Below are 26,783 nucleotides of genomic sequence, written 5' to 3'. Positions count from 1 at the left end.
CCATGCCCAACCGGCGGCGCCGAGAGCACCGCACCTGCCAGGGTGCCGACGGCCCCGCGAGGGGTCAGGACCAGGGCAGCTCGGAGCGGTGGTGCCAGTAGGTCTCCGGGGTTTCGGCCGGCCGCTCCAGCTCGGTGAGCTGACGCTCGTCCAGGCGGAGGTCGGCGGCGGCCAGATTCGAGCGCAGTTGGGCCGTGGTGGCGGCGCCGGAGAGGACGACGCTCACCCAGGGACGGTGCAGGACCGCGGCCAGCGCGACGGCGTCCGGAGTCGCGCCCGTCTCCTCGGCCACCTGGCGCAGGGCCGCCGGGAGCCGCTCGGCCGCCTCGGTGAGCCGGCCGTTGGCCACGGCTTCCTTGACGATGACCGCCCGGCCCGCCGCATGGGCCTCGGCCAGCGCCGCCCCGGCCGAGGGCTCCAGCAGGTTGTAGGTGGACTGGACGGTACGGAAGAGCGGGCGCCCTTCGACCTCCACGGCCAGCGCCGCGCGGATCGCCTCGGCCTGGCGCGGACCGCTGGTGGACACGCCGACCGTCACCCCCTCGGCGGCCAGCTCCGCCAGCCGCGCCTGCAGTTCGCGGTCGGTGAGGGCGGGGCTGTCGGGGGTCACCGAGTGGATCTGGTACAGGTCCAGCCGGTCGCCGAGCAGCGCGTCGGTCAGCCCGCGCTGCCGCTCGAAGGTCTGGACGCCATGGTCCTTGACCTCGTGCGTCTCGGCGTCGGTACGCCAGTCCGCGACATACGTATAGCCCCACTTGGAGCCGACCACCACATTCCGCGCGGCGTCCGGGCGGTCGCGCAGCCAGTCGGCGAGGAACTCCTCGGCCCGGCCGTAGGAGCGCGCCGCGTCCAGATAGCGCACCCCGGCGGCGTACGCGGCGTCCAGCAACTCCTGGCTGCGCTGCCGCATCACCTCGACCGGGCGCTCGGCCGGGAGGTCCCGGTCCCGGCCGAGGTTGATATAGGCGGGGCGGCCGACCGCGGCCAGGCCGAGCCCGATCCGGGCCGCCCCCGCCCCGGGGGTCGCGATCTTCGCGAGTCGTTCGAAACCCATGGCTTAAGTCCCCACCTCTCCGTTTCAGCGCTTGGCGCCGGCCCATGCGTACTGAGCGGCCAGGTCCTCCTTGACCTCCACGAGCTGGGCCCGCACCGCCACGGGGGCGGTGCCGCCGCGGCCGTCGCGCGCGGCCAGCGCGCCCGGCACATTGAGGACGCCGCGTACCTCCGGCGTCAGATGCGGGGAGATCTTGGCGAACTGCTCATCGGTGAGCTGGTCGAGCTCGATGCCCGTCAGCTCGCACTCCTTGACGCATTCCCCCGCGACCTCGTGCGCCACCCGGAACGGCACGCCCTGCCGCACCAGCCATTCGGCGATGTCGGTGGCGAGCGAGAACCCGGCCGGGGCCAGCTCCTCCATGCGCTCGCGGTTGACGGTCAGCGTCGCCATCATCCCGGTGAAGGCCGGGAGCAGCACCTCCAGCTGATCGCAGGAGTCGAAGACCGGCTCCTTGTCCTCCTGGAGGTCGCGGTTGTACGCGAGCGGCAGGGCCTTGAGCGTGGCCAGCAGCCCGGTGAGGTTGCCGATCAGCCGGCCGGATTTGCCGCGCGCGAGCTCCGCGATGTCCGGGTTCTTCTTCTGCGGCATGATCGAGGAGCCGGTGGAGAAGGCGTCGTGGAGGGTCACGAAGGAGAACTCCTTCGTGTTCCAGAGGATGATCTCCTCCGCGATCCGCGACAGATCGACGCCGATCATCGCGGTGATGAACGCGAACTCGGCGACGAAGTCACGGGAGGCCGTGCCGTCGAGCGAGTTGGCGGACGAGCCCCGCTCGAAGCCGAGGTCGGCCGCGACCGCCTGCGGGTCGAGCCCGAGCGAGGATCCGGCCAGCGCGCCCGAGCCGTACGGCGAGACGGCGGTGCGCTCGTCCCACTGCCGCAGCCGCTCCGCGTTCCGCGACAGCGCCTGGACATGGGCGAGGACATGGTGGGCGAAGAGCACCGGCTGGGCGTGCTGGAGGTGCGTACGGCCGGGCATCGCGACGTCGGGGTGCGCCTCCGCGAGCCCCACCAGGGCCTGCTGGAGGTCGGCGATCAGCCCGCCGAGGATCCGGGCGTGATCGCGCAGATACATCCGGAAGAGGGTGGCGATCTGGTCGTTGCGGGACCGTCCGGCCCGCAGTTTGCCGCCGAGGTCCGGGCCGAGCCGCTCCAGCAGCCCGCGCTCCAGCGCGGTGTGCACGTCCTCGTCGGCGATGGTGCCGGTGAAGTCGCCGGAGGCGACATCGGCCTCCAGCCGGTCCAGGCCCGCCAGCATCCGCTCCAGCTCATCGGCGGTGAGCAGCCCCGCCGTGTGCAGCACCCGGGCGTGGGCGCGGGATCCGGCGATGTCGTACGGCGCCAGGCGCCAGTCGAAGTGCACGGAGGCGCTGAGCTTCTCCAGTGCCTCGGACGGGCCGTCGGCGAAGCGGCCGCCCCAGAGCCGGACGTCGCCGCTGTTGCCGTTGCTCACGCTGTTGCTCCTCAGGCCAGGGGGTGTGCGACCGCCTCCCCGCCGCGGGGCGGGGAGGCGGCTTCGATGTGGTCGCGCACGTCTCGTACGTCTCGCACGTCTCGTACGCGGGCTTACGTCTGGTACGCAGGCTACTGCTGCAGATCCCGCTTCGCGGCGATCTTGCTGGACATCCCGAAGATCTCGATGAAGCCCTTGGACAGCGACTGGTCGAAGGTGTCGCCGCTGTCGTAGGTCGCCAGGTTGAAGTCGTAGAGCGACGCCTGCGACTTCCGTCCGGTGACGACGGCCCGGCCGCCGTGCAGGGTCATCCGGATCTCGCCGGAGACCTGCTCGTTCGCCTCGGCGATGAAGCCGTCCAGCGCCCGCTTGAGCGGCGAGAACCACAGACCGTCGTAGACCAGCTCGCCCCAGCGCTGCTCGACCTGCCGCTTGTAGCGGGCCAGCTCGCGCTCGACGGTGACGGCCTCCAGCTCCTGGTGGGCGGTGATCAGGGCGATGGCGCCGGGCGCCTCGTAGACTTCCCGTGACTTGATCCCCACCAGCCGGTCCTCGACCATGTCGATCCGGCCGACGCCCTGGGCGCCCGCCCGCTCGTTGAGCCGCTGGATGGCCTGCAGCACGGTGACCGGCTCGCCGTCGATCGCGACGGGGACGCCCTTGTCGAAGGTGATGATCACCTCGTCGGCCTCGCGCGGGGTGGCCGGGTTGGAGGTGTACTCGTACACGTCCTCGATCGGCGCGTTCCAGATGTCCTCCAGGAAGCCGGTCTCCACGGCCCGCCCGAAGACGTTCTGGTCGATCGAGTACGGGGACTTCTTGGTGGTAGCGATCGGCAGGCCCTTGGCCTCGCAGAAGGCGATCGCCCTGTCCCGGGTCATCGCATAGTCCCGGACCGGCGCGATGCAGGTCAGATCGGGGGCGAGGGAGGAGATGCCCGCCTCGAACCGCACCTGGTCGTTGCCCTTGCCGGTGCAGCCGTGGGCGACGGTCCCGGCGCCGTGCTTGCGGGCGGCGGCGACCAGGTGCTTCACGATCGTCGGCCGGGACAGCGCGGACACCAGCGGGTAGCGGTCCATGTACAGCGCGTTGGCCTTGATCGCCGGAAGGCAGTACTCCTCGGCGAACTCGTCCTTCGCGTCCGCGACCTCCGCCTCGACCGCCCCGCAGGCGAGCGCGCGCTTGCGGATCACGTCCAGGTCCTCACCGCCCTGGCCGACGTCCACGGCGACGGCGACGACCTCGGCACCCGTCTCCTCGGCGATCCAGCCGATGGCGACGGACGTGTCCAAACCGCCCGAGTAGGCGAGTACGACGCGCTCGGTCACGGGTGCCTCCTTACGATCCATTGACGATCCATGCGTGCTTAGGCATAAGTATGCACTGGGCCGCATGGTTCGTCAAAGCGGAAGGCGGGAGGGCGTCAGGCAGCGGCACTACGATGCCGGTATCAGGTGCCCGAAAGGGGAGGTAACCAGCATGGGCGTCCAGGACGACATCCTCCGGCAAACGGCTGAGCGCGCCGCAGCACAGTTCGAGGGCTTCAAGATCGAGGTCGTGGGGGGCCACATCGTCATGACGCCGCAGAGCAGCATCCAGAGCTGGACCATCCTCGACGTCCAGATGGCCGCCATGGCGGCCGGAATCGACAAGTCCCGCCTGCTGTCCGACGTACTGATCCAGTTCCCTGGAGAGCCCCCTCGCGTACCGGATGTCACGATCCTCGAAGAGGGCGCGGCCGAGCCTTACTCGTACGAGGACATCCTGGCCGCCGTCGAGATCGTCTCCACCAAGAACGACGGCAACGATTACGCGGTCAAGGTGCGCCAGTACGCACACTTCGGCGTTCCGATCTACCTGATCATCGACCCCTTCACCGGTCGGTGCACGCTGCTGACGCGCCCTAAGGACGACAGCTACGCATCGCGGGACGAATACACCTACGGCGAGACCGTCACGCTGCGTCTGAGGGATGGCGGCACGGTCGACATCCCCACGAGCGAGTTCAAGCGCAGGGCCTGAGGTCCGGCACCCCTCGTAACCGGCCCGCGTGACGACGAGGTTGCCACGCTGCCGGACGGCTCGTATGGCTGATGCGGTGATGTCACCATGGTCGGTGCGGGGGAGACACAGCTGCGGACCGAAGGGGAGTCGGGGCCGGTGCAGAAGAAGCAGACGATGATACTCGGCGCGATCGTGGTGGGGGTGTTGGTGATCAACAACCATGGTGACGGCAACACCCGCGACGGCAAGTCGCCGAATCCGCATCAGACGGCCCGGTACCCGGTCCACTTCGAGAAGAAGAAGGACGATGGGAAGGGCACCAAGAACGGAAAGGGCGGCAAGAAGCAGCCCATACCGCGCTCTACGGTGTCCTACCCGATCAAGTTCGACCATCGGTGACATCGTTCGCGGTTCCCTGGTGGGTGGAACGCGACGACGACTCCCGCCCGCCCAGGGCCGTTCATGGCGCCGTGGGACGACGTTCGGAACCGGAACGCACGCTGACCGCCATGAATCACCTGAATACTGCCCCCAGTCGACGCAGATTCCTCGCCGTGGCGGCCGGCCTCGGCGCCACGGCCGCCGCCGGGACGTCCGGGGTGGCGGCAGCCGCCACGGGTCCGCGGCGGCTGCGCGTGGCCACGTTCAACATCCACCACGGCGCCGGCCCCGCCGACGTACTGGACCTGGAACGCGTCGCCCGGGTGATCGAGGACCTGCGGGTGGACGTCATCGGCCTGCAGGAGGTCGACCGGTACTGGAAGCGCAGCGGCTTCGTCGACCAGCCCGCCTGGCTGGCCCAACGGCTGGGGATGCGTCACGTCTTCGGCGCCAACCTCGACTTGGACCCGGAGGAGCCCGGGCGGCCGCGCCGTCAGTACGGCACCGCGGTGCTCTCCCGCGGGCCGATCCGGTCGTGGACCAACACCCACCTTCCGCTCGTCCCCGGCCACGAGCAGCGCGGCCTGCTCCAGGCCACCGTGGACGTGCGCGGCACCTGCGTCGACTTCGCCGTGACGCATCTGCAGCACGACGACAACAAGGAGCGCGAGCGGCAGGCCGCCCGGATCGTCGAGCTCCTCGGGTCCTCCCCCGAACACACCGTCCTGGTCGGTGACCTGAACGCCACGCCCGAGACCCCGGAGATCGGGATCCTGACCGGCGCGCTCGACGACGTGTGGCCGCGGGCCGGCGGCGGCGACGGCTTCACCTACGACGCCCTCAACCCGCACGCCCGCATCGACTTCCACCTCGCCTCCCGCGACCTGCGCCCGCTCACCGCCCAGGTGGTCACGGCGGACCCGGAGGCGTCCGACCATCTGCCGGTGGTGAGCGACCTGCGGATGCCCGTACGCCGCCACCACCGGTGAATCCCGGAACCTGTGATTCCGGGCCCGAACCTGTGAACCCCGACCGAAACCTGTGAATCCCGTCGGCCTTTGAGTCATCCCGCGCTCGCGGCCGTATTCCCTTGCGCCGGAGCCCAAGGGAAGGGGACAGGCCGTGACGACGCTACTGAACAGCCGGGCCGGGCGGCGGCAGGCCATGCGCCGCATCCAGCCTCGCCGTTCGCCAGCCGTGCCGTTGATCCTGCTCAGCTGGGCGGGCGCGGCGGCGGTGCTGTCGCTGTGGTGGCAGAACACTCCGAACGTCGAGGGCACCGCGCAGTGGCTGACCCACGCCGGACGGCTCAGTGGGCTGCTCGGCGGCTATGTCCTGGCCCTCGTCGTCCTGCAGATGGCGCGCGTTCCGGCGCTGGAGCGGCGGGTGGGGTCGGACCGGGTGGCGCGGTGGCACGCGATGAGCGGGCGGTACGCGCTGTGCCTGATCGTGGCGCATGTCGGGCTGATCATCGCCGGATACGCGGAACAGGCCGGCACCGGCTTCGTCGACCAGTCCGTGACCGTGGTCACGGACTACCCGGACATGATCAAGGCGACGGTCGGCACCGCGATCCTGGTGGTGATCGGGCTGATCTCGGCCGGGATGGTGCGCCGCCGGATGCCGTACGAGGTCTGGTACTACCTGCATCTGCTCACCTACGCCGCGGTCTTCCTGACGTTCTGGCACCAGCTCGCGACCGGTGCGGAGTTCGTCGGGAACAAGACCGCGGAGACCGCCTGGTACGCGCTGTACGGCACGGTCACCGCGCTGGCGGTCTGGTACCGGCTGCTGGTGCCGCTGCGGCTGAATCTGCGGCACCGGATGCGGGTGGAGGCCGTCGTACCGGAGGCGCCCGGGGTGGTGTCGGTGCTGATCAAGGGGCGCAAGCTGCACCGGATCGGGGCGCAGGCCGGGCAGTTCTTCCGGTGGCGGTTCCTGGCTCCAGGCATGCGCTGGGGCTCCCATCCGTACTCGCTCTCCGCGCCGCCCCGGCCGGAGCTGCTGCGGATCACGGTGAAGGCGGTGGGCGGCCACAGCACCGGGCTGGCCTCGCTGCAGCCGGGGACGCGGGTGTGGGCGGAGGGGCCGTACGGCGCGATGACCGCGGCGCGGCGCAGCCGCGGCAAGGTGCTGATGATCGCGGGCGGGGCCGGGATCACCCCGATCCGGGCGCTGTTCGAGACGCTGCCGGGCAAGGGCAGCGACCTCACCCTGCTGTACCGGGCCCGCAGCGTCGGGGATCTGGCGCTGTGGAGCGAGTTGAAGCAGATCGCGACCGAGCGCGGGGCCCGGCTGCTGTACGCCGTGAACGGCCCGGACGGCGCCCGGCCGGAGATCACCGCGGAGCGGCTGGGCCATCTGCTCCCCGATATCGAGGACCACGACGTCTATCTGTGCGGCCCACCGGGCCTGGCCGAGCACGCGTACGGCGCGCTGCGTGAGGCGGGCGTTCCGGATCGCCGGATCCACCACGAATCGTTCGAGCTGTGACCGAGACGTCCGAGCCGTGACCGAGACATTCGAGCCGTGACCCAGTCGTTCGAGCTGTGACCGAGGGGAAGCCATGAAGAGGAAGCATCCGCTGCGCCGCATCGTCCTGGGCACGGCCGCCACCGTCTCCGGTGTGGTGCTGCTGCTCGCACTGAAGCAGCCTGGTTCCGGGGGCGGTGAGGCCGTCGCCCAGAACCAGCCGGGGCAGGCGCCCCCGGTCGCGGCCACGGCACAGCCGGGCGGGGGCGGCGCGGGGGCCGGGGCGGGTGCGGGTGGCGCCCGTACCGTCACCGGCGACGTCGCGCAGACCCAGTACGGCCCGGTCCAGGTGAGCCTCACCGTCAGCGGCGGGAAGATCACCGCCGCGCAGGCGGTCAAGACGCCGAACTCCGGGCCGCAGAGCGACCAGATCGCCAAGGACTCCATCCCGAAGCTCAATCAGCAGGCGGTGGCCGCGGCGAAGGTGGACACGGTCTCCGGTGCCACCTACACGAGCGAGGGCTATGCCAAGTCCTTGCAGAGCGCTCTCGACAAGGCAGGTGCCCAATGACGTACCAGAGCGACGAACCCGGGCCGCTGCGCCATGTCGAGCACGTCATGGGCACGGTCTTCTCCTTCGACGTACGCGAGGTCGCGGCCGCCGACCGGCCGCGGGTGCAGGCCGCGCTGGACGGGGCCGTGGCGGGGCTGCACCGGGTGGACGAGCTGTTCTCCACCTATCGCCCGGACAGCGAGATCAGCCGGCTGGGGCGCGGTGAGCTGACGCTGTCGCGGTGCGACCCGGAGGTCCGGGACGTGCTGCGGATGTGCGAGGACGCCGAGCACCGCAGCGGCGGCTGGTTCAGCGCCCGCTACGCCGGTGGCCAGCCCGACCCGACGGGCCTGGTCAAGGGCTGGGCCGTGGAGCGCGCCGCCCGGATGCTGGTCTCCTCGGGCGCCGGGTCGGTGTGTGTGAACGGCGGCGGCGACGTCCAGGTCCACGGCGGCCCGTGGCGGGTGGGCATCGCCGATCCGCTGCGCCGGGGCGAGCTGGCGGCGGTCGTGGAGGCACACGGCGAACTGGCCGTGGCCACCTCCGGCCCGGCCGAGCGGGGCTGCCACATCCTGGACCCGCGCACCGGACGCCCCCCGGCACAGGGCCTGGCCTCGGTCACCGTGATCGCCACCAGCCTGGCCGACGCGGACGCCTGGGTCACGGCCGCCTGCGCCATGGGCGCCGACCGCGCCCGCCCCTGGCTGGGACGGCTCCCCGACGCCGAGGCATTCGTCATCACCGCCGACGGCACCACCTGGCACACCAGCGGCTTCGCCCGCTATACGGCGGGGCTGTGCGTGTAGGGCCGCGGCTGGTCTGACCAGCCCACCGACACGCTGAGTAGGAATACTCAGGCGCCCGCCCCCTGACCTCCCTAGACTCCACGTGGTTTTTCCATCACTGACCCGGGGGGGGGCAGAGGTCGTGACGACCTTCGAGCAGGAGTGGGCGCGCATCAAAGCAGGTGCCTCAACGGACGTGAGCACGAGGCTCGCGAGCGCTGACGGGTGGGGCAGCGGCGGCAACTCGGGCGGTCTCCGGTCCGACAAGAAAGCATGGACCGCGGCGGCGAGCGGGGTCGGAACGCTCAAGGAAATCGTCAAGACCGCGCTGACGGAGCTGGAGCGGGGGCAGAAGAGCCCCGAGGGCTTCGACCCGTTGGCGGTGATCCCCGTGATCGGTCCCACTGCCGCCCCAGGCTCGCAGTGCGTCGCCGCTCAGCGGGAGGTCTACCGGTCCTGGAAGCGATACCTGGACGACGTGAGCGGTAGATGCGCCGCGCTCAAGGGGCGGCTGGAGAAGGCGGGCCAGAACCACTACACGAACGACAAGGCCGTCCAGGACGCGTTCGAGGAACTGGAGAAACGCTACGAAGACACCCCTCAGGTGGGCGGCCAGAGCCGGGGCCGGTGATCCGAGCCGATGGACTACGCGGCGTTGAAGGCTCTCGAGCCCGCCGAGTTCGAGGATGCGGCGGCCGGGTACCGCGCCACCAGGGATCTGGTCAGCGGGGCCAAGGACATCCTGGAACAACGGATCGCGGGCAAGATGCAGGCCGACCTCGAAGGCGAGGCCGCGAGTGCGGCCCTCAAGCAGTTGCGGGAGCTGTGGCAGAACTTCCACTACGCCCAGGTGGAATGCGGCCTGGTCACCACGGCCCTCACGGCGCTGTACTCCGAGATGCAGGCCGCCAAGAACAAGCTCGAGGCCGCCGTCGAGGACGCCCGAGCCGACAAGATGACGGTGAACGCGGACGGCTCGGTCAGCTACCCGGCGGGAGGTGAGAAGGTCGACGGCAAGGTGCCGGCGGGTGGCAGGGTGACCGGCAGCTCCGGGGGCGACAGGGGCGACAGTCCACTCGACCCGGTCGACCCGTCATCCCTCGCCGACGCGCTGGACCGGCAGGCGGCGGCACAACACCCCAACCCCTACTTCGGCCGGGCCATCGAGTACGCCAACCGGATAGCCGAGGCGGTCAAAGAAGCGACGGAGGCCGACGAACTGTGGGCCCCGAAGCTACGGCGGCTCAAAGCGGATGACGACCTGACCGTCTCGGCCAAGGACTGGATCGACGTCGAGAACGACACCGGCGGCGTCCGCAAGGCCGCGAAGAGCTATCTGGACGACATCAAGCCCCCTCCCAAACACGGTGATCCGACGGCGAACGCCGTTTGGTGGCGGGGCCTCTCCCCGGAAGAACAGGACGCTTACCTCTCTTTACACCCCGCCAGTGTGGGTGACCTGGACGGGCTCCCCGCCGAGGTCCGCGACGAGGCGAACCGCACCGTCCTTGCGGAGTCCCGCGCCCGTGTCACGGAAGATCGCACTCGTCTGCTGGCGCAGGAGCCCACGAAGAGCAAGCTGCTCTACGATCCCGAGACCGGACAGCCGGTAGGGAAAGTAGATACGGTGGAGTGGACCAAGTGGAACGACCGGAAGAAAAAGCTGGACAACGCGATATCCGGCATGGACATCATTCAGCAGCGCTTCGAGCGAACGGGAACCGGCGACCTGCCCGAAGCGTATCTACTCGGCTTTGACCCCTTTGCGAACAAAGACGGAAGGGTCATCATCGCCAACGGCAACCCGGACACCGCCGACCACACAGCGGTGTTCGTCCCAGGCACGAAAACGGTGTTAGGGAATATCGACGACGAGATCGACAAGAGCGATCGCCTGTGGCGGCAGAGCAACAAACTGGCCCCTGGCGAATCTACATCGACCATCACCTGGTTCGACTACGATGCACCGCGCTCGGCGAAGCCCGGTGACGCCGGAGACATCGACCCCGAGGCGAGGGACGACTCATATGCGAGGAAAGCCGCGCCCACGCTCCGGCACTTCCTGGACGGCACAGGGGCGGCCCATCAGTCAGCCACCGGGGACACCTCGCACACGACCCTTATCGGACACAGCTATGGCAGCACAGTCATCGGCGACACAACCAAATACCCCAGCGACTATCGCGTCGCTGACGACATCATCGCAGTCGGCAGTCCCGGGATGCAGGTGGAGCGCGCCGCGGATCTCGGCCTCAACCCCAAGCACGTATGGGCCATGGGCGGCGGTGGCGACGACAAATGGGTCAGGGAAGGGGGACGGCTCGGCGGGCTGGGCGAGAACGGAGTCATTCCCACGGACGAGGCATTCGGCGCGAATCTCATGGAAAGCGACTCCCCCAGTCATGGTGGTTTCTGGGCCGAGGAGTCCAATACACCGTCTGTCAGTCTGGAAAACCAAGCCAAGGTCATTGTCGGGAGATACGACGATGTCAAACTGGACAGGGAAGCCCATTGGTGACGCGCATCGGTCGACGTCGGATCCGGATGGCTCTGGTGCTGCCCTGCGCCCTGCTGCCGATGATGGGATGTTCCTCCGTGGACAAGGACGTGAACAAACTCGGCTACGAGCCCGTGGTGCGGGACAAGCAGGAAGTCGAGGACGAAGTCGGCTCGCTGTCCAGCAGGGTCCTGGAGATGCTCCGGGTCAAAGGTCAGGTAACCGAACCCGGGCCCATGACCAACTTCTGCGACACCGGTGGCGATGACACACCGCGCTACAAGGTCGTGGCCCATCCATGGTCGCTGTACGGCGTGGACAACAGCGCCCTCGGTGAGGGGATGGACCGCCTCGCGGACCAACTGCCGAAGAAGGGCTGGAAGGTGTTGCGGCACGGGCCGGACAGCAGCAAGAACCGGAATCTGGAGATCGTGGCCGTCCACACGAAGACGCACACACATCTCGAGGTCACCTGGATGAAGGGCCGGGACGGCCATGAGCCACTGATCTCCGTCGATGTCACCTCCCGGTGCTTCCGCGAATCCGGCACATCAAGCGGCTGACCGTCGCGGCGCTCATCCGTGGTCGCGGATTGCCTCGGCCAGGACCTGGACATGGCCGTGGTCGAGGTCCTTCACGGCCGTGAGGAGGGTCAGGGGGCCGGAGGTGGCCAGGGCGTGGAGGTGGTCGACGGCCGCCTGGCGCTCCGGGGTGGTGAGTTCGGCGCGGTAGCGGCGGGTGAATTCGGGGAAGCGGTCCGGTTCGTGGCCGTACCAACGGCGCAGTTCGGTGGAGGGGGCGGCGTCCTTGGCCCATTCGTCCAGGTGGGCGTCGGCCTTGGTGAGGCCGCGGGGCCAGACGCGGTCCACCAGGACACGGGTGCCGTCGTCCGGGCCGGGGGTGTCGTACACCCGGCGGATGCGGATCGCGGGCCCGGTCGCGGACGCTCGCGCGGAGGCTTTCTTGGAGGCCATACGTCCATGGAAACATCGCCCCGGCGGCCACCCGCGAGGATAATGCGCCACATGGGAAAGGTGTACGAACGCATCGACGGCAAACTCCGCACCTTCATCGAAGAACAGAAGATCTTCTTCACCGCGACCGCCCCGCTGGACGGGGACGGCACGGTGAACCTCTCTCCGAAGGGGCTGGCCGGCTCCTTCGCCGTGCTCGACGAACTGACCGTGGGCTACCTGGACTTCGCGGGGAGCAACGCGGAGACCATCGCCCATCTGCGGGAGAACGGCAGGATCACCCTGATGTGGTGCGCCTTCACCGGCCCGCCGAACATCGTGCGGGTGCATGGCCGGGGCGAGCCGGTGTTCCGTGACGATCCGCGCTTCGGCGCGCTGCTGAAGCACTTCCCGGGCATCGACGTGGACGCCCACGGGCTGCGGGCGGTGATCGTGGTGACGGCCGAGCTGATCCGGGACACCTGCGGCTTCGCGGTCCCCTTCATGGACTATCGCGAGGAGCGCACGCTGCACGGCGATCGCTTCCGGCGGGAGGACGACGCGTCGCTGGACCGCTACTTCCACAAGAAGGAGCACATCGCCAGCAGCCTCGACGGTCTGCCGGGGCTTCCGCTGCCGCTGCCGCCTCTCGGTTCCCCATAGTGGGTGTAGTGACCACATAACGAGACGGTGTTGCGGAAGGTACCTCCGGAAGCGTTCGATCACGCGGTGCGATCCGAATCGAAGAGCTCCGCGGCGGACCCCTCGGCGACGGCGGCCCAGCCGCCCTCGCCGACGCCGGAGTCCACCTCCACCGACCGGGCGGCCCGGCGGGCCGTCACCGTCTTCCCCATCCTGGTCCTCGCCGCCGGGGCGGCGGGCCTCACCACGCCCGGCACCTTCAGCGGCTGGGCGCCGAATGTGCCCTATCTGCTCGGCGTGATCATGTTCTGCATGGGGCTGACCATGACCCCGCGGGACTTCTCCGGTGTGGTCAAGCGGCCGTGGGCGGTGGCCCTCGGGCTGGTCGCGCACTATGTGATCATGCCGGGGCTGGGGTGGCTGATCGCCAACGCCCTCGATCTCTCCCCGCAGTTGGCGGCCGGAGTCATCCTGGTCGGCTGTGCGCCGAGCGGAACGGCCTCGAATGTGGTGACCTATCTGGCGCGCGGCGATGTGGCCCTGTCGGTCTCGGTCGCCACCGTCTCCACGGTGCTCGCGCCCCTGGTCACCCCGCCGCTGACGCTGCTGCTGGCCGGGGAGTTCCTGCCGGTGGACGCGGGGTCGATGGTCACCGACATCCTCAAGACCGTGCTGCTGCCGGTGATCGGGGGGCTGGTCGTACGGCTGGTCGCCGGGCGGTACATCCACCGGGTGCTGGGGCTGCTGCCCTGGCTGTCAGCCGTCACCATCGGCGTGATCGTCGCGGTCGTGGTGGCGGCCAGCGCGGACGCCATCAAGTCGGCGGCGGCGCTGGTGCTGCTCGCCGTGGTGCTCCACAACGGGCTCGGCCTGGCGCTGGGATACGGGGCCGGCAAGGTGGCCCGGCTGGGCCCGCCCGCCAGCCGCGCCATGGCCTTCGAGGTCGGCATGCAGAACTCCGGGCTCGCCGCCTCCCTGGCCGCCGCCCACTTCAGCCCGCTGGCCGCGCTCCCGGCCGCCGTGTTCTCCGTCTGGCACAACGTCTCGGGCGCGGTGGTGGCGGCCTGGATGTCGTACCGGGCGCGCGGGGCGGCCGCCGGCTGACGGCGGTCATCCGACCGTTGTCATATGACGGCCGGCTCCCAGGCCCGGTCGACCACCCGTACCAGGCCCATGTCGGTGAGCTTGACCTGCGGCGACACCGGCAAGGTCAGCGTCGAGACGCTCATGAAGGCGTTGCGGTGGCGCCAGCCCCACGCGTGCAACGCCTCCCGTACGGCCCCCGCGCCGTCGGCGACCTCGGGCGCGGGGGCCGCGGACATCACGCCGCCCACCGGCAGCGGGAGATGGACGGCCGGACGGCCGGCGACGGCCACACAGATGCCGCCTTGTGAGCCGATGACGCGATTGGCCGCGTGGCGCAGCGCGGGGGCGTCGGTGGCGATGACGGTGAGGTTGTGGCTGTCGTGCGCGTAGGTGGTGGCGACGGCGCCCTCGGCCAGGTCCAAGCCGACCACGGGCGCCATGGCCCGGCGGCCGCTGCCGTGGTGGCGCTCGTACACGGCGAGCAGGGCCGTGCGGCCCTCCCACTCCACGATGCCGTCCCGCACGGGCAGGGCGATCTCGGCCGGTTCGGTGTAGGTGTCGACGGGGTTCACCCTGAGCGCCCGGAAGGTGTGCTCACCGTCGGGGAGATCGACCCGCCAGCGGCAGTCGTCCTCGTCGAGGGGCACGAGGCGGACCGAGTCGGCGAAGGGGTTGGCCGCCGGGGCCGCCGGGGCGCCGGAGTCCTCGACCACCAGCCCGCCGCAGACGACGGTCACCGGCGTCGGGTCCTCCAGGGCACGCAGCAGGACGAGGTCGGCGCGCTTGCCCGGGGCCACCACTCCCCGGTCGTCGAGGCCGAGGCGCCGTGCCGGGTGCAGGGTGAGGGCGCGCAGGACGGTCAGCGGGCCCAGCCCGGCGTCCAGCGCGACCCGCGCGATGTGGTCCAGGTGCCCGTGCTCGAGGATGGCGTCGGCCGCCAGGTCGTCGGTGACCAGGCAGAAGTCGGGCAGGACGGGGAGCTCATGGAGGCGCCCGACGAGCTCGGGGGTCAGGCACTTCTCCTGGAGCATGAGCAGCATCCCCAGGCGGGCCTTCTCGACGGCCACCTCGGGAGTGTTCTTGGTGTGGTCGGAGTCGATCCCGGCCCACAGATACTCACCCAGGTCGTCGCCGGAGAGGCCCGGGCAGTGGCCGTCGAGGCGGACGCCCTTACGCCGGGCGGCGTCGACGATGGCCCGCATGCGCGGGGAGCCCGCGACCACGGCGCGGTAGTCCATGACCTCGCCGAGGGTGGTCACCCCTTCCCAGCCGAGCATGTCGGCGATGTCCTCGGCGGTCAGCCGGGATCCCGCAGTCTCGAAGCCTTCGAGCGCGGGCACGCAGGAGGGCACGGCCCACAGCATGGTCTGTGAGGGGGAACGGCCCTGCTCGATCATCCACGCCATGGCCTCGCGCCCCGCCACATTGACGATCTCGTGCGGGTCCGCGAGCACCGTCGTCGTACCGCGCCGCACGGTGATCCGGGCGAACTCGGCGGGCGTGAGCAGCGAGCTCTCGATGTGCATATGCGCGTCGATGTATCCGGGCGCGAGGAGCAGCCCGTCGGCGTCCAGGACACGGTCGGCCTCGATCCGCACACCGGGCGCGGTGACGGCGCGGATGAGGTCGCCGCTCACCACCACGTCCGCCGGGACGATCTCGCCGGTGTGCACCGAGACGACGCCGGCACCACGGATGAGGAGGTCGCAGTGGCTGGGTATCGGCATGGGGTCTCCTGCTCGTTTCCATTTTTTTGCGGCTCGGTTCGCCTCCGGGGCGCTCGAGCCTCCCCCGGTCTTCGGCGGGGGTGCCCCGCGTCGACGGTCGACCGTGCTCGGCCCGCCACGCGGCGGTAGCCGCATATCGACGAGAGCCCGAGGGGCCTGCGCGCGCTCCCTTTCGACAGCGGCGCGCCCTTTCGCTCGCCCCGGCTACCGCTGGGGGTGCCCCCAGCCGGGGGTCAGTGGGACGACGCGGCGCCGGCCGCACCGTAGCGGCCGCGCAGCCGGGACATCAGGAAGGCTCGGAACGCGTCCGCGTCGACGCCCGTCGCGACCTTCGCGTTGGCCGACCGCCCGGTGCGCCCGTGGACGTCGGCGACCAGAGCACCACGGGTGAACTCGCCCGCGCACTCGACGGTCACCCATGCCGGTGTCCACTCCAGGAGTTCCGGTCGGACGACGGCGGCGACGGCGAGCGCGTCGTGCACGGCGCAGGCGCGCACCATGTGGCGGCGCGCGTACCGCTCGATGAGGTGGCTCAGCATGTGCCCGGCCGCGGCGGTCACCGGGGCGCCGTCGGCGATGAGCGCCTGGGCGTCGGCGAGCGGCGTCAGGGCCTGGCGGGTCACATCCAGCCCGACGATGCGCAGCGGCACACCGGCCTCGGTGACATACCGGGCGGCCTCGGGGTCGGCGTGGAAGTTGAACTCGGCGGCGGGCGTGGTGTTCCCCGGGGCGAACGCGGCTCCGCCCATGACAACGATCTCCGTGAGCCGCGTCCGGGTGTCGGGGTGGGCGTGCAGCAGCGCGGCGACATTGGTGAGCGGCGCGGTCGCGATCAGGGTGATCTCACCGGGGCGGTCGCGTATCTGGTCGGCCATCCAGTCCACGGCGTGGCCCGGCTGGGCGGCCCGGCCGGCCGCGGGCAGTTCCACGCCTCCCAGGCCGTACGCGCCGTGCACCGGTTCATCGGGGTGGCGCGGCACCCGGGCCAGCGGCCCGGCGTATCCGCGGAGCACCGGGGTGTCCGCCGCCGGGCCGCCGATCACGTCGCACAGCCGTAGGGCGTTGTCGACGACCTGATCGAGTCCGACGTTGCCCGCGACGGTGCACACGCCCGCGATGTCGAGCTCCGGCGACGCGTACGCCAGCATGAGCGCGATCGCGTCGTCGATGCCCGGGTCGCAGTCGATGATGACCCGTGAGGGGGCCTCGCTCATCCGGAGACCTCTCGCTGGAAGCGGTCCACCCACTCGTCGTTGTGGTCGACCGCGTAGCCGAGGTCGGGGGAGGTGAAGCCGGCGGCGGACGGGTCACTCGCGGCCTTGCCCGACACCTTGGTGATCACGGCAGGCACCTTGGCGTCCTTGTTGACCGGCTTGTCGCTGAAGGAGGCGGCCGCCTTCTCCTGGACGTCCGCGGAGAGGAGATAGTTGATGAACTTCTCGGCGCCGGCCTTGTTCTTACCGCCCTTGACGATCTGGGCGGTGTTGGCGGCGACATAGCGGCCCTTGTCGAACGGCGCCCAGCCGATCGGCTTTCCGGCCTTGGCCGGGTCCACCGCGAACAGGTCCAGGCCGGGGGCCATCTCGACCTCGCCGCGGTCCAGGAGGCTCACCAGCTCGGTGCTGCGGTTGAAGAACTTGAGCACGTCGGGCTTGAGGTCGGAGAGCTTCTTGAAGGCGGTGTCGGTGTCCTTCGGCCCGGAGCCGTAGGTCGCGGCGGTGGCCTGGAGGAACGGGGCGCCGGCGCTGGTGGACAGGTCGGGGACGGCGACCTTCCCCTTGTGCTTGGCATCCCACAGGTCCTTCAGCGTCGGCGGCTGAGTGAACTTGTCGGTGCGGTAGAGCATGCCGAGGAGCTGGTAGGTGTAGGCCGGTCCATAGCCGTCCGTGCTCTTGGCGAAGTCATAGATCTTCGAGACGTTGGGGACCTTCTTCGGGTCGATCTTGTCGAAGAGGCCCTGCTTCTGGCCCATGGCGGCGAAGAGGTCGGAGATCATCACGACGTCCACGGTGGGGTCGGCCTTGTTGACGCGCAGCTTGGTCAGCCGGTCGGCGTTGGCTCCGGCCTCCACGGTGACGTCGATCCCGGTCTTCTTCTCGAACGGCTTGACAACGGTCTTCTCGAACTGGTCGGCGCCGAAGCCGAAGGTACTGACGGTCAGCTTCTTGGGATCGGCGTCGGCGGATTGGGCACAGCCGGAGAGGGAGAGGGAGACAAGGGCGGCGGCCGCTGCGCCGCCTATGAGTCGGGTGGTGCGCATCATGCGGGGCACTCCTGCTGATCGGGGGGTTCGAGCCGGGCGTCAGCGTCGTCGCCGGGCAGGGGGACGGCCCGCGCCAGGGGCAGATGGAGCCGTATCGACGCGCCGGGGCGCAGGGCCTCGTCGGTGCTGACGGCCTGGAGTGTGCGGTCGCCGACGGTGACGGTGACCGCGAAGTCCGTACCGCGGAACCGGACCGCGGTGACGGTCGCGTCGACCACCTCACCGCCGGCGGGCGGCTTCTGGGTGGGAGCGAGGATCTCGATGTGCTCGGGCCGGATGGTGACCCGGCCCCGTCCGGGCAGGTCGAGGAAGTTCTCGTAGCCCAGGAACTGAGCGACGAAGCGGGTCGCGGGCGCCCGGAACACCTCGCGCGGATGGCCCTGCTGCACGATCCGGCCGCGGTCGAGGATCACCATGGAGTCGGCGAGTTCGAGCGCCTCCTCCTGGTCGTGGGTCACCAGGATGGTGGTCAGCCCGGTCTCGCGCTGGACGCGCAGCAGCTCCTGCCGCATCTGGATCCGCAGCCGCGCGTCCAGGTTGGACAGCGGCTCGTCGAGCAGCAGCACCGAGGGCCGGATGGCCACGGCGCGGGCCAGCGCGACCCGCTGCTGCTGGCCGCCGGAGAGCTCCTTGGGCTTGCGCCGTGCGAGATGAGCGAGCCCGACCAGCTCCAGCGCCTCGCCCACCCGGGTGCGGATCTCGGCGGCGGGCACCCCCCGCATCCGCAGCCCGAACGCGACGTTCTTCTCCACGGTCAGATGCGGGAAGAGGGCGTACGACTGGAAGACCATGCCGATGTTGCGGCGCTCGGGCGGCAGGCGGGTGGCGTCCTTGCCGTCGAGCAGGATCGTGCCGCCGCTGGGGGACAGAAATCCCGCGATCATCCGCAGCGTCGTCGTCTTGCCACAGCCGCTCGGGCCGAGGAGGGCGGTGAACTGTCCGCGCTCCACGGTCAGATCGATGGCATCCACGGCCACCGAACCCGAAAACTCCCGGGTGATGCCCTGGAGTTGGACCACAGGCGTCGTCATCTGGCGCATCCCTACTTGCTGAAGACCTTGTTGAAGCCGACGAGCCGCTCCGTGACCACGGCGACCAGCACGGTCGCCGCCAGCAGCAGCGTGCTCACGGCCGCGACGACCGGGTCGAAGGAGAATTCGACGTAGTGGAGCATCTCGACCGGGAGGCTGGAGACTCCCGGGCCGTTGAGAAGCAGCGAAAGCGGCACGTTGTTGAAGGAGGTGAGGAAGGACAGCACGGCCGCGGAGACGATGCCGGGCGTCATCACCGGCAGGGTGATGTGAAGGAACGTCCTGAGCGGGCCCGCGCCCAGACCGCGTCCCGCCTCCTCCAGGGCGGGGTCGGCCATGGCGAGCGACGCCCCGGTCACCCGTACCGCGTACGGGAGCAGCAGCACGGTGTGGCCGATCAGCAACGCGCCCAGGGCGGTGATCCGCAGGGTGACCATCAGCTGCTGGAACAGCGCGAAGCCCAGGACCAGCTCCGGAACGATCGCCGGGGACAGGAACAGCGCCTCGACCGCCTTGCGACCGCGGAATCGCCGCCGCTGGATGGCCAGCGCGGCCGGTATGCCCACCAGCAGGGCGAGGACCGTGGCCCCGGCCGCGACCAGCAGACTCGTGCCGAGCGCGGCATGGAAGGGCTGGTAGGACAGCGCCTTGCCGAACCACCTGCCCGACAGGCCCGGGGGCGGGAACTCCACCGTGTCGCCGGAGGAGAACGCGATCGCCACGACGAGCAGGATCGGTCCCAGCAGGAACACCATCGCCAGCGCGGACAGCGCGGTGAGCACCGGACGGCCGCGCATCAGACCGCCCCCACCTTGGACAGCCGGCCCGAGACCACGCTCGCGGCGAGCACCAGGGCCGTCATGATCAGGGCGACGGCGCTGGCCGCGCCCCAGTCGAGCTTCACATTGGCGTAGTCGTACAGCAGGGTGGCCAGGGTGCGGTTACGGGTCCCCCCGAGCAGCAGCGGCGTGGTGAACGCGGTGACCGCGCCGGCGAACACGAGCGTCGCGCCGACCAGCACCCCGGGCAGCGCGAGCGGCAGCACCACACGCCGGAAGGCCCGGCCCGAACTCGCGCCCAGTCCGCGGGCCGCCTCCTCCAGCTTCGCGTCGACATGGGACAGCGAACTGTACGAGGTCAGGATCATGATCGGAGTGAAGAGCTGGGTGAGCCCGGCGACCAGGGCGAACTCGGTGTACAGCAACTGAGTACCGCCGTCCGCGAGCCCCAGGTCGACCAGCAGGGAGCTGATCAGCCCATTGCGGCCGAGGATCACCAGCCACGAGAAGGTGCGCACGACGGTGGACAGCAGCAGCGGGAAGACCGCCAGGGCCAGCAGCAGTCCCTGGCGGCGCGCGGGCGCCCGGGATATGAGGTACGCCACCGGGAAGCCGAGCAGCAGGCAGATCGCCGTGGTGAGGGCGGCCACCCTGACGGTGCGGGCCGCCACCTCCAGGACATAGCCGTCCCCGAGCATGGAGCCGAGTTTGCCGAGGACATCCGGATCGTCAGCGGCGGGCGGCGCGAACAGCGTGATGCCGAAGGGATAGAGAAAGCCGAAGGCGAGAAGCGCCATGCCCGGCAGGAGCAAGAGGCCTGATGCCGCTCTGCGTGACACGGGCCGGTCCCCCTTGAGTGCGATCGGATGTCTGCAACCGGTTGCAGCAACCGATTGCAGGCAAGCTACGCTAAGCACGGGGAGACCGTCAACGGTGGCCGGTTAAAACCGTGTAACCAGCAAGGAAAGCAGGGGCGGATGGTTCGGCTGACAGATGTCGCACGCGCGGCGGGCGTGTCCACTTCGACGGCGTCGCGCGCCCTCAGCAGGCCCGATATGGTCGCGCGGGAGACCCGGGAGCGGGTCTCCCGCGCGGCCGCCGAGATGGGATTCCGGCTCAACGCCACCGCGCGTGCGCTGACCACCGGCCACACCGGCCTGGTGGGGGTCATCGTCCCCACCCTCGCCAACCCCTTCTTCCCGCCCATCGTCACAGGGGTTCAGCAGTCCCTCACCGAGGCGGGCGGCAATGTGCTGCTCGGGGTCTGCGACCACTCGGCCGAACGGGAGCGGGAGCTGGTGACGCAGCTGGGATCCCAGGTCGACGGGCTCATCCTGGTCGCGCCGGTCAACGCCGACGCGACGCTGCGCGCCTTCGCCGAGCGGCTGCCGGTGGTGACCGTGGACCGCACGGCGCCGGGACTGCCTGGAGTGGTGGTGGACACCCCCGGCGGCGTACGGAAGCTGACGGCGCATCTGCTCGACCTCGGCCACCGCCGCATCGCCTACCTCGGTGGCCCGCCCGGCTCCTGGATGGACCGGCAGCGCCGGAAGGCCGCGCTGGACTCGGTGGCGGACAGCGGGGGCGAGCTGACCGTACTGGACCCCGTACCGCCGCAGTTCGACGCCGGGCTCGCCGCGGCGGAGCATCTGGTACGACACGAGGCCCAGGTCACCGCCGTCATGGCCTACAGCAGCTATGTGCTGCTCGGGCTCTTCATGGGGCTGGGCAGAGCCGGGCTGCGCGTGCCTGCGGACATCAGCCTCGCCGCCTCGGACGACCTGACCGTCATCGGCATGACCCAGCCGGGCAGCACCGCGCTGCATGTGCCCCTTCAGGAGGCGGGCAGCGCGGCGTGCCGGCTGGTGAGGGAGACCCCGTCCCCGGGCGGGCGGCCGCCACGGATCCGTATCCCCACCCATCTCGTGGTGCGCGACTCCACGGCGGCGCCGCGGAGCGACGGCTGAACCTCAGCGCTCCGCTGGAAGCCCGGTGCGTCGCCTGCGGGTCCATCGTGGCTGGTCGCACCCCGCGGCGGAGCCGCATATCGATACAGCCCCGCGCCCCTTCGGGCGCTGCCGAACCGCACCGGACCCGGCTAGCGTTCCTTCTGGGCCAGGCGCAGCAGATGGTCCGCGAGCTGCTGGCCGCCCACCGGGTCGCGGCTGATCAGCATGAGGGTGTCGTCGCCCGCGATGGTGCCGAGGATGTCGTGCAGCTCCGCCGAGTCGATGGCCGAGGCGAGGAACTGGGCGGCGCCCGGCGGCGTGCGCAGCACCACGAGGTTGGCCGAAGCCTCCGCCGAGATCAGCAGCTCGGCCGCCAGCCGGGCCATCCGCGCCTCGCTCGCCGACTCGCCGAGCGGGGCACGCGGCGTGCGGTCGCCGCCCTCGCTCGGCACCGCGTAGATCAGCTCACCGCCGGTGTTGCGGATCTTCACCGCGCCCAGCTCGTCCAGGTCCCGGGAGAGCGTCGCCTGGGTGACGGAGAGCCCGTCGTCGGCGAGCAGCTTGGCGAGCTGACTCTGGGAGCGCACGGCCTGCCGGTTCAGGATGTCCACGATCCGGCGGTGGCGTGCGGTGCGGGTCTGCGGCACGGCCGGTCCGCCGTGGTTGGCGTCCTGCACGTCGGTGTGCTGCGGGTCGGTGTGCTGCGCCTCGGTCATCGGTGTCGTCAGTCTCCGGCTCGTCGTTCCCCGTCACCCTCGCGTGCGGCGTCCAGAACGGCGGGCAGCTCCCGTAGGAAGGTGTCCACCTCCTCGTCGGCGATGACGAGCGGCGGGGCGAGCCGGACCACATCCGGCGCGACCGCGTTCACCAGGAGTCCCGCGTCCTGAGCCGCCTGCTGCACCTGCGGTGCGAGGGACTCTGTGAGCACGATACCGAGCAGCAGCCCGGCGCCGCGGACCCGGGCTACCAGAGAGTGGTCGAGCGATTCGATTCCGTTACGCAGCCGCTCCCCCGCCCGCTTGACCCGGTCCAGGATGCCGTCGGCGGCGATCGTGTCGAGGACGGCGAGAGCGGCGGCGCAGGCGACGGGGTTTCCGCCGAAGGTGGATCCGTGCTGACCCGGGGTCAGCAGGTCGGCCGCGGGCCCGAAGGCGAGGGTGGCGCCGATGGGCAGCCCGGCGCCGAGCCCCTTGGCGAGGGTGACGACATCGGGCTCGACGCCCTGCGCCTGGTGCTCGAACCAGTGTCCGGTCCGCCCGATCCCGGTCTGGATCTCGTCGAGCACCAGCAGGGTGCCGGTGGCCCGGGTGATCTCCCGCGCCGCCGCCAGATAGCCGGCCGGCGGCACGATGACGCCGTTCTCGCCCTGGATGGGCTCCACGATGACGAGGGCGGTGTCGGTGGTGACGGCCTCGCGCAGCGCCGCCACGTCCCCGTACGGCACATGCGTGACGTCGCCGGGCAGCGGGAGGAACGGCTCCTGCTTGGCGGGCTGGCCGGTCAGCGCGAGGGCGCCCATGGTGCGGCCGTGGAAGCCGCCGGTGGTGGCCACCATATGGGTGCGCCCGGTGCGCCGCCCGATCTTGACGGCGGCCTCGACCGCCTCCGCGCCGGAGTTGGAGAAGTACACGCGTCCGGAGCGGCCGAAGAGCTGGAGCAGCCGCTCGGCGAGTGCCACCGGGGGCTCGGCGACGAAGAGGTTGGAGACATGGCCGAGGGTGGCGATCTGGTCGGACACGGCCCGGACGACGGCGGGGTGGGCATGGCCGAGGGAGTTGACGGCGATACCGCCGACGAAGTCGAGGTATTCGGTGCCGTCCGCGTCCCAGACCTTGGTGCCCTTGCCGTGGGTGAGCGGGAGGCGGGGGGTGCCGTAGTTGTCCATGAGCGCCCCCTGCCAGCGCTGCTTCAGCTCCGCGTTGCTCACTGGTCCTCCCCCTTGTCGCCCTGGTTGTCCGGGTGTCCCTTGTCGCCCTTGCCGCCCTTGTCGCGCTGGTCGATCACGGTCCCGTCCGGCAGGACCATCGTGCCGATGCCCTCGTCGGTGAAGATCTCCAGCAGGATGGCGTGCGGTACGCGTCCATCCAGCACACGGGCGGTGGTGACCCCGTGGCGCACGGCGTACAGACAGCCCTCCATCTTCGGCACCATGCCGCTGGCCAGCTCCGGCAGCAGCTTCTCGAGCTGGCTCGCGGTGAGCTTGCTGATCACATCGTCGCTGTTGGGCCAGTCGGCGTAGAGGCCCTCGACATCGGTGAGCACCACGAGCGTCTCGGCGCCCAGCGCGACGGCGAGCGCGGCGGCGGCCGTATCGGCGTTGACGTTGTAGACATGGCCGTCGTCGGCACTGCGGGCGATGGAGGAGACGACCGGGATGCGGCCGTCGTCCAGCAGGGCCTGGACCGCGCCGGTGTCGATCTCGGTGATCTGGCCGACCCGGCCGATGTCCACCTGCTCGCCGTCGATCTCGGCGAAGTGCTTGGTGGCGGACATCAGATGCGCGTCCTCGCCGGTCATGCCGACGGCGAGCGGGCCGTGCCGGTTGAGCAGCCCGACCAGTTCGCGCTGGACCTGTCCGGCCAGCACCATCCGTACGACGTCCATGGCGTCGTCGGTGGTGACCCGCAGCCCGGCCTTGAACTCGCTCACCAGACCGTGCCGCTCGAGCTGGGCGCTGATCTGGGGGCCGCCACCGTGGACGACGACGGGGCGCAGGCCCGCGTGGCGCAGGAAGACGACGTCCTGGGCGAACGCGGCCTTCAGCTCGTCGTCGACCATGGCGTTGCCGCCGAATTTGATCACCACGGTCTTGCCGTGGTGCCGGGTCAGCCAGGGCAGCGCCTCGATGAGGATGCGGGCCTTGGGCAGGGCGGTGTGTTTACGGGCGGTCGGCTCGCTCATGAGGAATATGCGCTGTTCTCGTGGACGTAGTCGGCGGTCAGGTCGTTGGCCCAGATGACCGCCGAGGCGCCGCCCGCGGCCAGGTCGGCGGTGATGCGGACCTCGCGGTAGCGCATGTCGACCAGTTCGCGGTCCTCGCCCACCGAGCCGTTCTTGCACACCCAGACGTCGTTGATCGCGACGTTGAGCTGGTCCGGTTCGAAGGCGGCCGAGGTGGTGCCGATCGCGGAGAGCACCCGGCCCCAGTTGGGGTCCTCGCCGTGGACGGCGCACTTGAGGAGGTTGTTACGGGCGATGGAGCGGCCCACCTCCACGGCGTCGTCCTCGGTGGCCGCGCCCACGACCTCGATCCGAATGTCCTTGGAGGCGCCCTCGGCGTCCCCGATCAGCTGGCGGGCGAGATCGGCGCAGACCTCGCGGACCGCCTCGGCGAACTCGGCGGCGTCGGGCGTGACACCGGAGGCACCGGAGGCCATCAGCAGCACCATGTCGTTGGTGGACATGCAGCCGTCGGAGTCGATCCGGTCGAAGGTGGTGCGGGTGGCGGCGCGCAGCGCGGTGTCCAGCCCGGGGGTGTCCACGTCGGCGTCGGTGGTGAGGACCACCAGCATGGTGGCCAGGCCCGGAGCCAGCATCCCGGCGCCCTTGGCCATACCGCCGACCGTCCAGCCGGCGGGGCTCTGCGCGACGGCCGTCTTGTGAACGGTGTCGGTGGTCCTGATGGCGATCGCGGCCTTCTCGCCGCCGTGCGGGGAGAGCGCCTCGGCGGCCTTGCCGACCCCGGACAGCACCGCGTCCATCGGCAGCCGGACGCCGATGAGCCCGGTGGAGGCGACGGCGACCTCGCCCGCGCTGTGGCCGAGGGCGTCCGCGACCTTCTCGGCGGTGGCGTGGGTGTCCTGGAAGCCCAGCGGGCCGGTGCAGGCGTTGGCGCCACCGGAGTTGAGGATCACGGCCGAGACCTGGCCGCCCTTGAGGACCTGCTCGGACCACAGGACGGGGGCGGCCTTGACGCGGTTGGAGGTGAAGACGGCCGCGGCGGCGAGGCGCGGGCCGGTGTTCGCGACGAGTGCGAGGTCGGGGTTTCCGTTCTCCTTGATGCCTGCCGCGACGCCGGAGGCCGTGAAGCCCTGGGCTGCCGTAACGCTCATGGAGCGACTCCGATCGTGGAAAGTCCCAGCTCCTCGGGGAGGCCGAGGGCGATGTTCATGCTCTGCACCGCGCCACCGGCGGTGCCCTTGGTGAGGTTGTCGATGGCGCTGATCACGATGGCGCGGCCGGCCGCCTCGTCATGGGCGACCTGGAGCAGCGCGGCGTTGGATCCATGGACGGCGGCGGTGGAGGGCCACTGGCCCTCGGGGAGGAGGGTGACGAACGGCTCGTCCCGCAACGCCTTCTCGTACGCGGCCCGCAGGCTCTCCCCGGTCACCCCGGGCCGGGCCGTGGCGCTGCAGGTGGCGAGGATGCCGCGGGGCATCGGGGCGAGGGTCGGGGTGAAGGAGACCGAGACCCGCTCCCCCGCCGCGGCCGACAGGTTCTGGATCATCTCGGGAGTGTGCCGGTGGCCGCCGCCGACGCCGTACGGGCTCATGGAGCCCATGACCTCGCTGCCCAGCAGATGGGGCTTGGGCGCCTTGCCCGCGCCCGAGGTCCCGGAGGCGGCGACGATCACCGCCTCGGGCTCCAGCAGCCCCGCGGCGTACGCCGGGAAGAGCGCGAGGGAGACGGCGGTGGGATAGCAGCCCGGAACCGCGATGCGCTTGGTCCCCTCCAGCGCGGAGCGGGCCCCGGGCAGCTCGGGGAGGCCGTAGGGCCAGGTGCCGGCGTGCGGCGAGCCGTAGAACTTCTCCCAGTCCGCCGCGTCCTTCAGCCGGAAGTCGGCGCCGCAGTCGATGACCAGGACCTGGTCGCCGAGCTGCTCGGCGACGGCGGCGGACTGCCCGTGCGGCAGCGCCAGGAAGACCACGTCATGCCCGGCCAGCGCCTCCGCGGTGGTGGGCTCCAGCACCCGCCCGGCCAGCGGAAGCAGATGGGGCTGCAGCCCGGCGAGGGGCTGCCCGGCGTTGGAGTTGCCGGTCAGGGTGCCGATCTCCACCTCGGGGTGGGCGAGCAGCAGACGCAGTAGTTCCCCGCCCGCGTATCCGCTCGCGCCTGCCACCGCAGCACGTATGGCCATTGCCGTCTTCCTCCCTCACACGATGGCATGACTATACGATTGATCGCAGCTTTATGCAAAGCCCGCCAGCCGCTC

27 protein-coding genes are annotated in these 26,783 nt (G+C 70.6%); 12 read left to right on the top strand and 15 right to left on the bottom strand.

Features of this window, described 5'->3' with window-relative positions:
• Positions 1–64 precede the first annotated feature (64 nt).
• The 3 genes from J5X86_RS39240 to J5X86_RS39230 all read right to left on the bottom strand — a co-directional run bounded on the left by J5X86_RS39240 (position 65) and on the right by J5X86_RS39230 (position 3,837).
• Complete coding sequence (locus J5X86_RS39240) at positions 65–1,054, bottom strand: aldo/keto reductase (RefSeq protein WP_208521425.1); 990 nt, start codon at positions 1,052–1,054, stop codon at positions 65–67.
• Between the two features lie 24 nt (positions 1,055–1,078).
• Positions 1,079–2,509 (bottom strand): argininosuccinate lyase, encoded by a 1,431-nt coding sequence (gene argH, locus J5X86_RS39235; protein WP_208521424.1) that lies wholly within the window; start codon positions 2,507–2,509, stop codon positions 1,079–1,081.
• 131 nt (positions 2,510–2,640) lie between these two features.
• Positions 2,641–3,837, bottom strand: a complete 1,197-nt coding sequence (locus J5X86_RS39230; RefSeq protein WP_078639932.1) for an argininosuccinate synthase — start codon at positions 3,835–3,837, stop codon at positions 2,641–2,643.
• Between the two features lie 151 nt (positions 3,838–3,988).
• Between J5X86_RS39230 and J5X86_RS39225 the strand changes: the two genes are divergently transcribed.
• The 9 genes from J5X86_RS39225 (at position 3,989) to J5X86_RS39185 (ending at position 11,764) form a co-directional block, all read left to right on the top strand.
• Positions 3,989–4,531 (top strand): Uma2 family endonuclease, encoded by a 543-nt coding sequence (locus tag J5X86_RS39225; protein WP_208521423.1) that lies wholly within the window; start codon positions 3,989–3,991, stop codon positions 4,529–4,531.
• A gap of 138 nt (positions 4,532–4,669) precedes the next feature.
• Entirely contained in the window at positions 4,670–4,912 is a 243-nt protein-coding gene (locus J5X86_RS39220; protein ID WP_162953160.1) for a hypothetical protein, read from the top strand.
• Positions 4,913–5,022: 110 nt separating this feature from the next.
• Positions 5,023–5,883: an endonuclease/exonuclease/phosphatase family protein gene (locus J5X86_RS39215; RefSeq protein ID WP_208521422.1), complete on the top strand. Its 861-nt coding sequence runs from the start codon at positions 5,023–5,025 to the stop codon at positions 5,881–5,883.
• Positions 5,884–6,058: 175 nt separating this feature from the next.
• Positions 6,059–7,387, top strand: a complete 1,329-nt coding sequence (locus J5X86_RS39210) for a ferric reductase-like transmembrane domain-containing protein (RefSeq protein ID WP_208521472.1) — start codon at positions 6,059–6,061, stop codon at positions 7,385–7,387.
• 73 nt (positions 7,388–7,460) lie between these two features.
• Complete coding sequence (locus J5X86_RS39205) at positions 7,461–7,937, top strand: FMN-binding protein (RefSeq protein ID WP_119992255.1); 477 nt, start codon at positions 7,461–7,463, stop codon at positions 7,935–7,937.
• Positions 7,934–8,725, top strand: coding sequence for an FAD:protein FMN transferase (locus J5X86_RS39200; protein ID WP_208521421.1), 792 nt, complete (start codon positions 7,934–7,936; stop codon positions 8,723–8,725). Before J5X86_RS39205 ends, J5X86_RS39200 begins: the two co-directional genes overlap by 4 nt.
• 121 nt (positions 8,726–8,846) lie before the next feature.
• Positions 8,847–9,335, top strand: a complete 489-nt coding sequence (locus tag J5X86_RS39195; RefSeq protein WP_208521420.1) for a hypothetical protein — start codon at positions 8,847–8,849, stop codon at positions 9,333–9,335.
• Positions 9,336–9,344: 9 nt separating this feature from the next.
• A complete protein-coding gene (locus J5X86_RS39190; RefSeq protein ID WP_208521419.1) occupies positions 9,345–11,222 on the top strand; it encodes an alpha/beta hydrolase in 1,878 nt (625 codons plus the stop codon).
• Entirely contained in the window at positions 11,219–11,764 is a 546-nt protein-coding gene (locus J5X86_RS39185; RefSeq protein ID WP_208521418.1) for a hypothetical protein, read from the top strand. Before J5X86_RS39190 ends, J5X86_RS39185 begins: the two co-directional genes overlap by 4 nt.
• A gap of 12 nt (positions 11,765–11,776) precedes the next feature.
• On the opposite strand, the gene J5X86_RS39180 is transcribed toward J5X86_RS39185, so the two are convergent.
• Entirely contained in the window at positions 11,777–12,175 is a 399-nt protein-coding gene (locus J5X86_RS39180) for a DUF488 domain-containing protein (protein ID WP_208521417.1), read from the bottom strand.
• Positions 12,176–12,226: 51 nt separating this feature from the next.
• Here J5X86_RS39180 and J5X86_RS39175 point away from each other — a divergent pair, with 51 nt between their 5' ends.
• Together J5X86_RS39175 and J5X86_RS39170 are read left to right on the top strand one after the other, a co-directional pair.
• The gene (locus J5X86_RS39175) at positions 12,227–12,817 is read left to right on the top strand and encodes a pyridoxamine 5'-phosphate oxidase family protein (RefSeq protein ID WP_208521416.1); all 591 of its coding nucleotides are present in this window, start codon (positions 12,227–12,229) and stop codon (positions 12,815–12,817) included.
• Between the two features lie 66 nt (positions 12,818–12,883).
• Entirely contained in the window at positions 12,884–13,900 is a 1,017-nt protein-coding gene (locus J5X86_RS39170) for a bile acid:sodium symporter family protein (protein WP_308124852.1), read from the top strand.
• Between the two features lie 20 nt (positions 13,901–13,920).
• On the opposite strand, the gene J5X86_RS39165 is transcribed toward J5X86_RS39170, so the two are convergent.
• From J5X86_RS39165 to J5X86_RS39140, 6 genes are all read right to left on the bottom strand, one after another.
• On the bottom strand, positions 13,921–15,609 hold the full coding sequence (locus J5X86_RS39165; RefSeq protein WP_208521414.1) for an adenine deaminase C-terminal domain-containing protein: 1,689 nt from the start codon (positions 15,607–15,609) through the stop codon (positions 13,921–13,923).
• Between the two features lie 233 nt (positions 15,610–15,842).
• Positions 15,843–16,823: a nucleoside hydrolase gene (locus J5X86_RS39160; RefSeq protein WP_243982599.1), complete on the bottom strand. Its 981-nt coding sequence runs from the start codon at positions 16,821–16,823 to the stop codon at positions 15,843–15,845.
• Positions 16,820–17,872 (bottom strand): ABC transporter substrate-binding protein, encoded by a 1,053-nt coding sequence (locus tag J5X86_RS39155; protein ID WP_208521413.1) that lies wholly within the window; start codon positions 17,870–17,872, stop codon positions 16,820–16,822. Before J5X86_RS39155 ends, J5X86_RS39160 begins: the two co-directional genes overlap by 4 nt.
• Positions 17,869–18,903 (bottom strand): ABC transporter ATP-binding protein, encoded by a 1,035-nt coding sequence (locus J5X86_RS39150; RefSeq protein WP_243982597.1) that lies wholly within the window; start codon positions 18,901–18,903, stop codon positions 17,869–17,871. The genes J5X86_RS39155 and J5X86_RS39150 overlap by 4 nt, the downstream gene beginning before the upstream one ends.
• 11 nt (positions 18,904–18,914) lie before the next feature.
• A complete protein-coding gene (locus J5X86_RS39145) occupies positions 18,915–19,700 on the bottom strand; it encodes an ABC transporter permease (RefSeq protein ID WP_203348376.1) in 786 nt (261 codons plus the stop codon).
• Positions 19,700–20,479 (bottom strand): ABC transporter permease, encoded by a 780-nt coding sequence (locus tag J5X86_RS39140; protein WP_237298673.1) that lies wholly within the window; start codon positions 20,477–20,479, stop codon positions 19,700–19,702. The genes J5X86_RS39145 and J5X86_RS39140 overlap by 1 nt, the downstream gene beginning before the upstream one ends.
• 180 nt (positions 20,480–20,659) lie before the next feature.
• Between J5X86_RS39140 and J5X86_RS39135 the strand changes: the two genes are divergently transcribed.
• A complete protein-coding gene (locus J5X86_RS39135) occupies positions 20,660–21,649 on the top strand; it encodes a LacI family DNA-binding transcriptional regulator (protein ID WP_208521411.1) in 990 nt (329 codons plus the stop codon).
• A gap of 131 nt (positions 21,650–21,780) precedes the next feature.
• Here the strand turns inward: J5X86_RS39135 and J5X86_RS39130 are convergent, their stop codons facing one another.
• From J5X86_RS39130 to argC, 5 genes are read right to left on the bottom strand one after another with little or no spacing between them, the layout of a single operon-like run.
• Positions 21,781–22,347 carry an arginine repressor gene (locus J5X86_RS39130; RefSeq protein WP_208521410.1) on the bottom strand — a complete coding sequence of 189 codons (567 nt, stop codon included), beginning with the start codon at positions 22,345–22,347 and terminating at the stop codon, positions 21,781–21,783.
• Positions 22,348–22,355: 8 nt separating this feature from the next.
• Positions 22,356–23,558: an acetylornithine transaminase gene (locus tag J5X86_RS39125; protein ID WP_208521409.1), complete on the bottom strand. Its 1,203-nt coding sequence runs from the start codon at positions 23,556–23,558 to the stop codon at positions 22,356–22,358.
• On the bottom strand, positions 23,555–24,532 hold the full coding sequence (gene argB / locus J5X86_RS39120) for an acetylglutamate kinase (RefSeq protein ID WP_208521408.1): 978 nt from the start codon (positions 24,530–24,532) through the stop codon (positions 23,555–23,557). The genes J5X86_RS39125 and argB overlap by 4 nt, the downstream gene beginning before the upstream one ends.
• Positions 24,529–25,683, bottom strand: a complete 1,155-nt coding sequence (argJ, locus tag J5X86_RS39115) for a bifunctional glutamate N-acetyltransferase/amino-acid acetyltransferase ArgJ (protein WP_208521407.1) — start codon at positions 25,681–25,683, stop codon at positions 24,529–24,531. The genes argB and argJ overlap by 4 nt, the downstream gene beginning before the upstream one ends.
• Complete coding sequence (gene argC, locus J5X86_RS39110; RefSeq protein ID WP_208521406.1) at positions 25,680–26,708, bottom strand: N-acetyl-gamma-glutamyl-phosphate reductase; 1,029 nt, start codon at positions 26,706–26,708, stop codon at positions 25,680–25,682. The genes argJ and argC overlap by 4 nt, the downstream gene beginning before the upstream one ends.
• Positions 26,709–26,783: the final 75 nt, after the last annotated feature.

Source organism: Streptomyces sp. NEAU-YJ-81, from assembly GCF_017592595.1.
In the GTDB taxonomy this organism is placed as follows: domain Bacteria; phylum Actinomycetota; class Actinomycetes; order Streptomycetales; family Streptomycetaceae; genus Streptomyces; species Streptomyces hygroscopicus_B.
Note: the sequence above shows the minus strand (reverse complement) of the source record. Positions and strands in the feature narration are given on the sequence as shown.

Coding starts and splice junctions, on each gene's coding strand:
- J5X86_RS39240 (WP_208521425.1), bottom strand. CDS start 1,054: ATGGGTTTCGAACGACTCGCGAAGATCGCGACCCCCGGGGCGGGGGCG.
- J5X86_RS39225 (WP_208521423.1), top strand. CDS start 3,989: ATGGGCGTCCAGGACGACATCCTCCGGCAAACGGCTGAGCGCGCCGCA.
- J5X86_RS39215 (WP_208521422.1), top strand. CDS start 5,023: ATGAATCACCTGAATACTGCCCCCAGTCGACGCAGATTCCTCGCCGTG.
- J5X86_RS39210 (WP_208521472.1), top strand. CDS start 6,059: ATGCGCCGCATCCAGCCTCGCCGTTCGCCAGCCGTGCCGTTGATCCTG.
- J5X86_RS39205 (WP_119992255.1), top strand. CDS start 7,461: ATGAAGAGGAAGCATCCGCTGCGCCGCATCGTCCTGGGCACGGCCGCC.
- J5X86_RS39200 (WP_208521421.1), top strand. CDS start 7,934: ATGACGTACCAGAGCGACGAACCCGGGCCGCTGCGCCATGTCGAGCAC.
- J5X86_RS39190 (WP_208521419.1), top strand. CDS start 9,345: ATGGACTACGCGGCGTTGAAGGCTCTCGAGCCCGCCGAGTTCGAGGAT.
- J5X86_RS39180 (WP_208521417.1), bottom strand. CDS start 12,175: ATGGCCTCCAAGAAAGCCTCCGCGCGAGCGTCCGCGACCGGGCCCGCG.
- J5X86_RS39175 (WP_208521416.1), top strand. CDS start 12,227: ATGGGAAAGGTGTACGAACGCATCGACGGCAAACTCCGCACCTTCATC.
- J5X86_RS39165 (WP_208521414.1), bottom strand. CDS start 15,609: ATGCCGATACCCAGCCACTGCGACCTCCTCATCCGTGGTGCCGGCGTC.
- J5X86_RS39160 (WP_243982599.1), bottom strand. CDS start 16,823: ATGAGCGAGGCCCCCTCACGGGTCATCATCGACTGCGACCCGGGCATC.
- J5X86_RS39155 (WP_208521413.1), bottom strand. CDS start 17,872: ATGATGCGCACCACCCGACTCATAGGCGGCGCAGCGGCCGCCGCCCTT.
- J5X86_RS39150 (WP_243982597.1), bottom strand. CDS start 18,903: ATGACGACGCCTGTGGTCCAACTCCAGGGCATCACCCGGGAGTTTTCG.
- J5X86_RS39145 (WP_203348376.1), bottom strand. CDS start 19,700: ATGCGCGGCCGTCCGGTGCTCACCGCGCTGTCCGCGCTGGCGATGGTG.
- J5X86_RS39140 (WP_237298673.1), bottom strand. CDS start 20,479: ATGGCGCTTCTCGCCTTCGGCTTTCTCTATCCCTTCGGCATCACGCTG.
- J5X86_RS39135 (WP_208521411.1), top strand. CDS start 20,660: ATGGTTCGGCTGACAGATGTCGCACGCGCGGCGGGCGTGTCCACTTCG.
- J5X86_RS39130 (WP_208521410.1), bottom strand. CDS start 22,347: ATGACCGAGGCGCAGCACACCGACCCGCAGCACACCGACGTGCAGGAC.
- argB (WP_208521408.1), bottom strand. CDS start 24,532: ATGAGCGAGCCGACCGCCCGTAAACACACCGCCCTGCCCAAGGCCCGC.
- argJ (WP_208521407.1), bottom strand. CDS start 25,683: ATGAGCGTTACGGCAGCCCAGGGCTTCACGGCCTCCGGCGTCGCGGCA.
- argC (WP_208521406.1), bottom strand. CDS start 26,708: ATGGCCATACGTGCTGCGGTGGCAGGCGCGAGCGGATACGCGGGCGGG.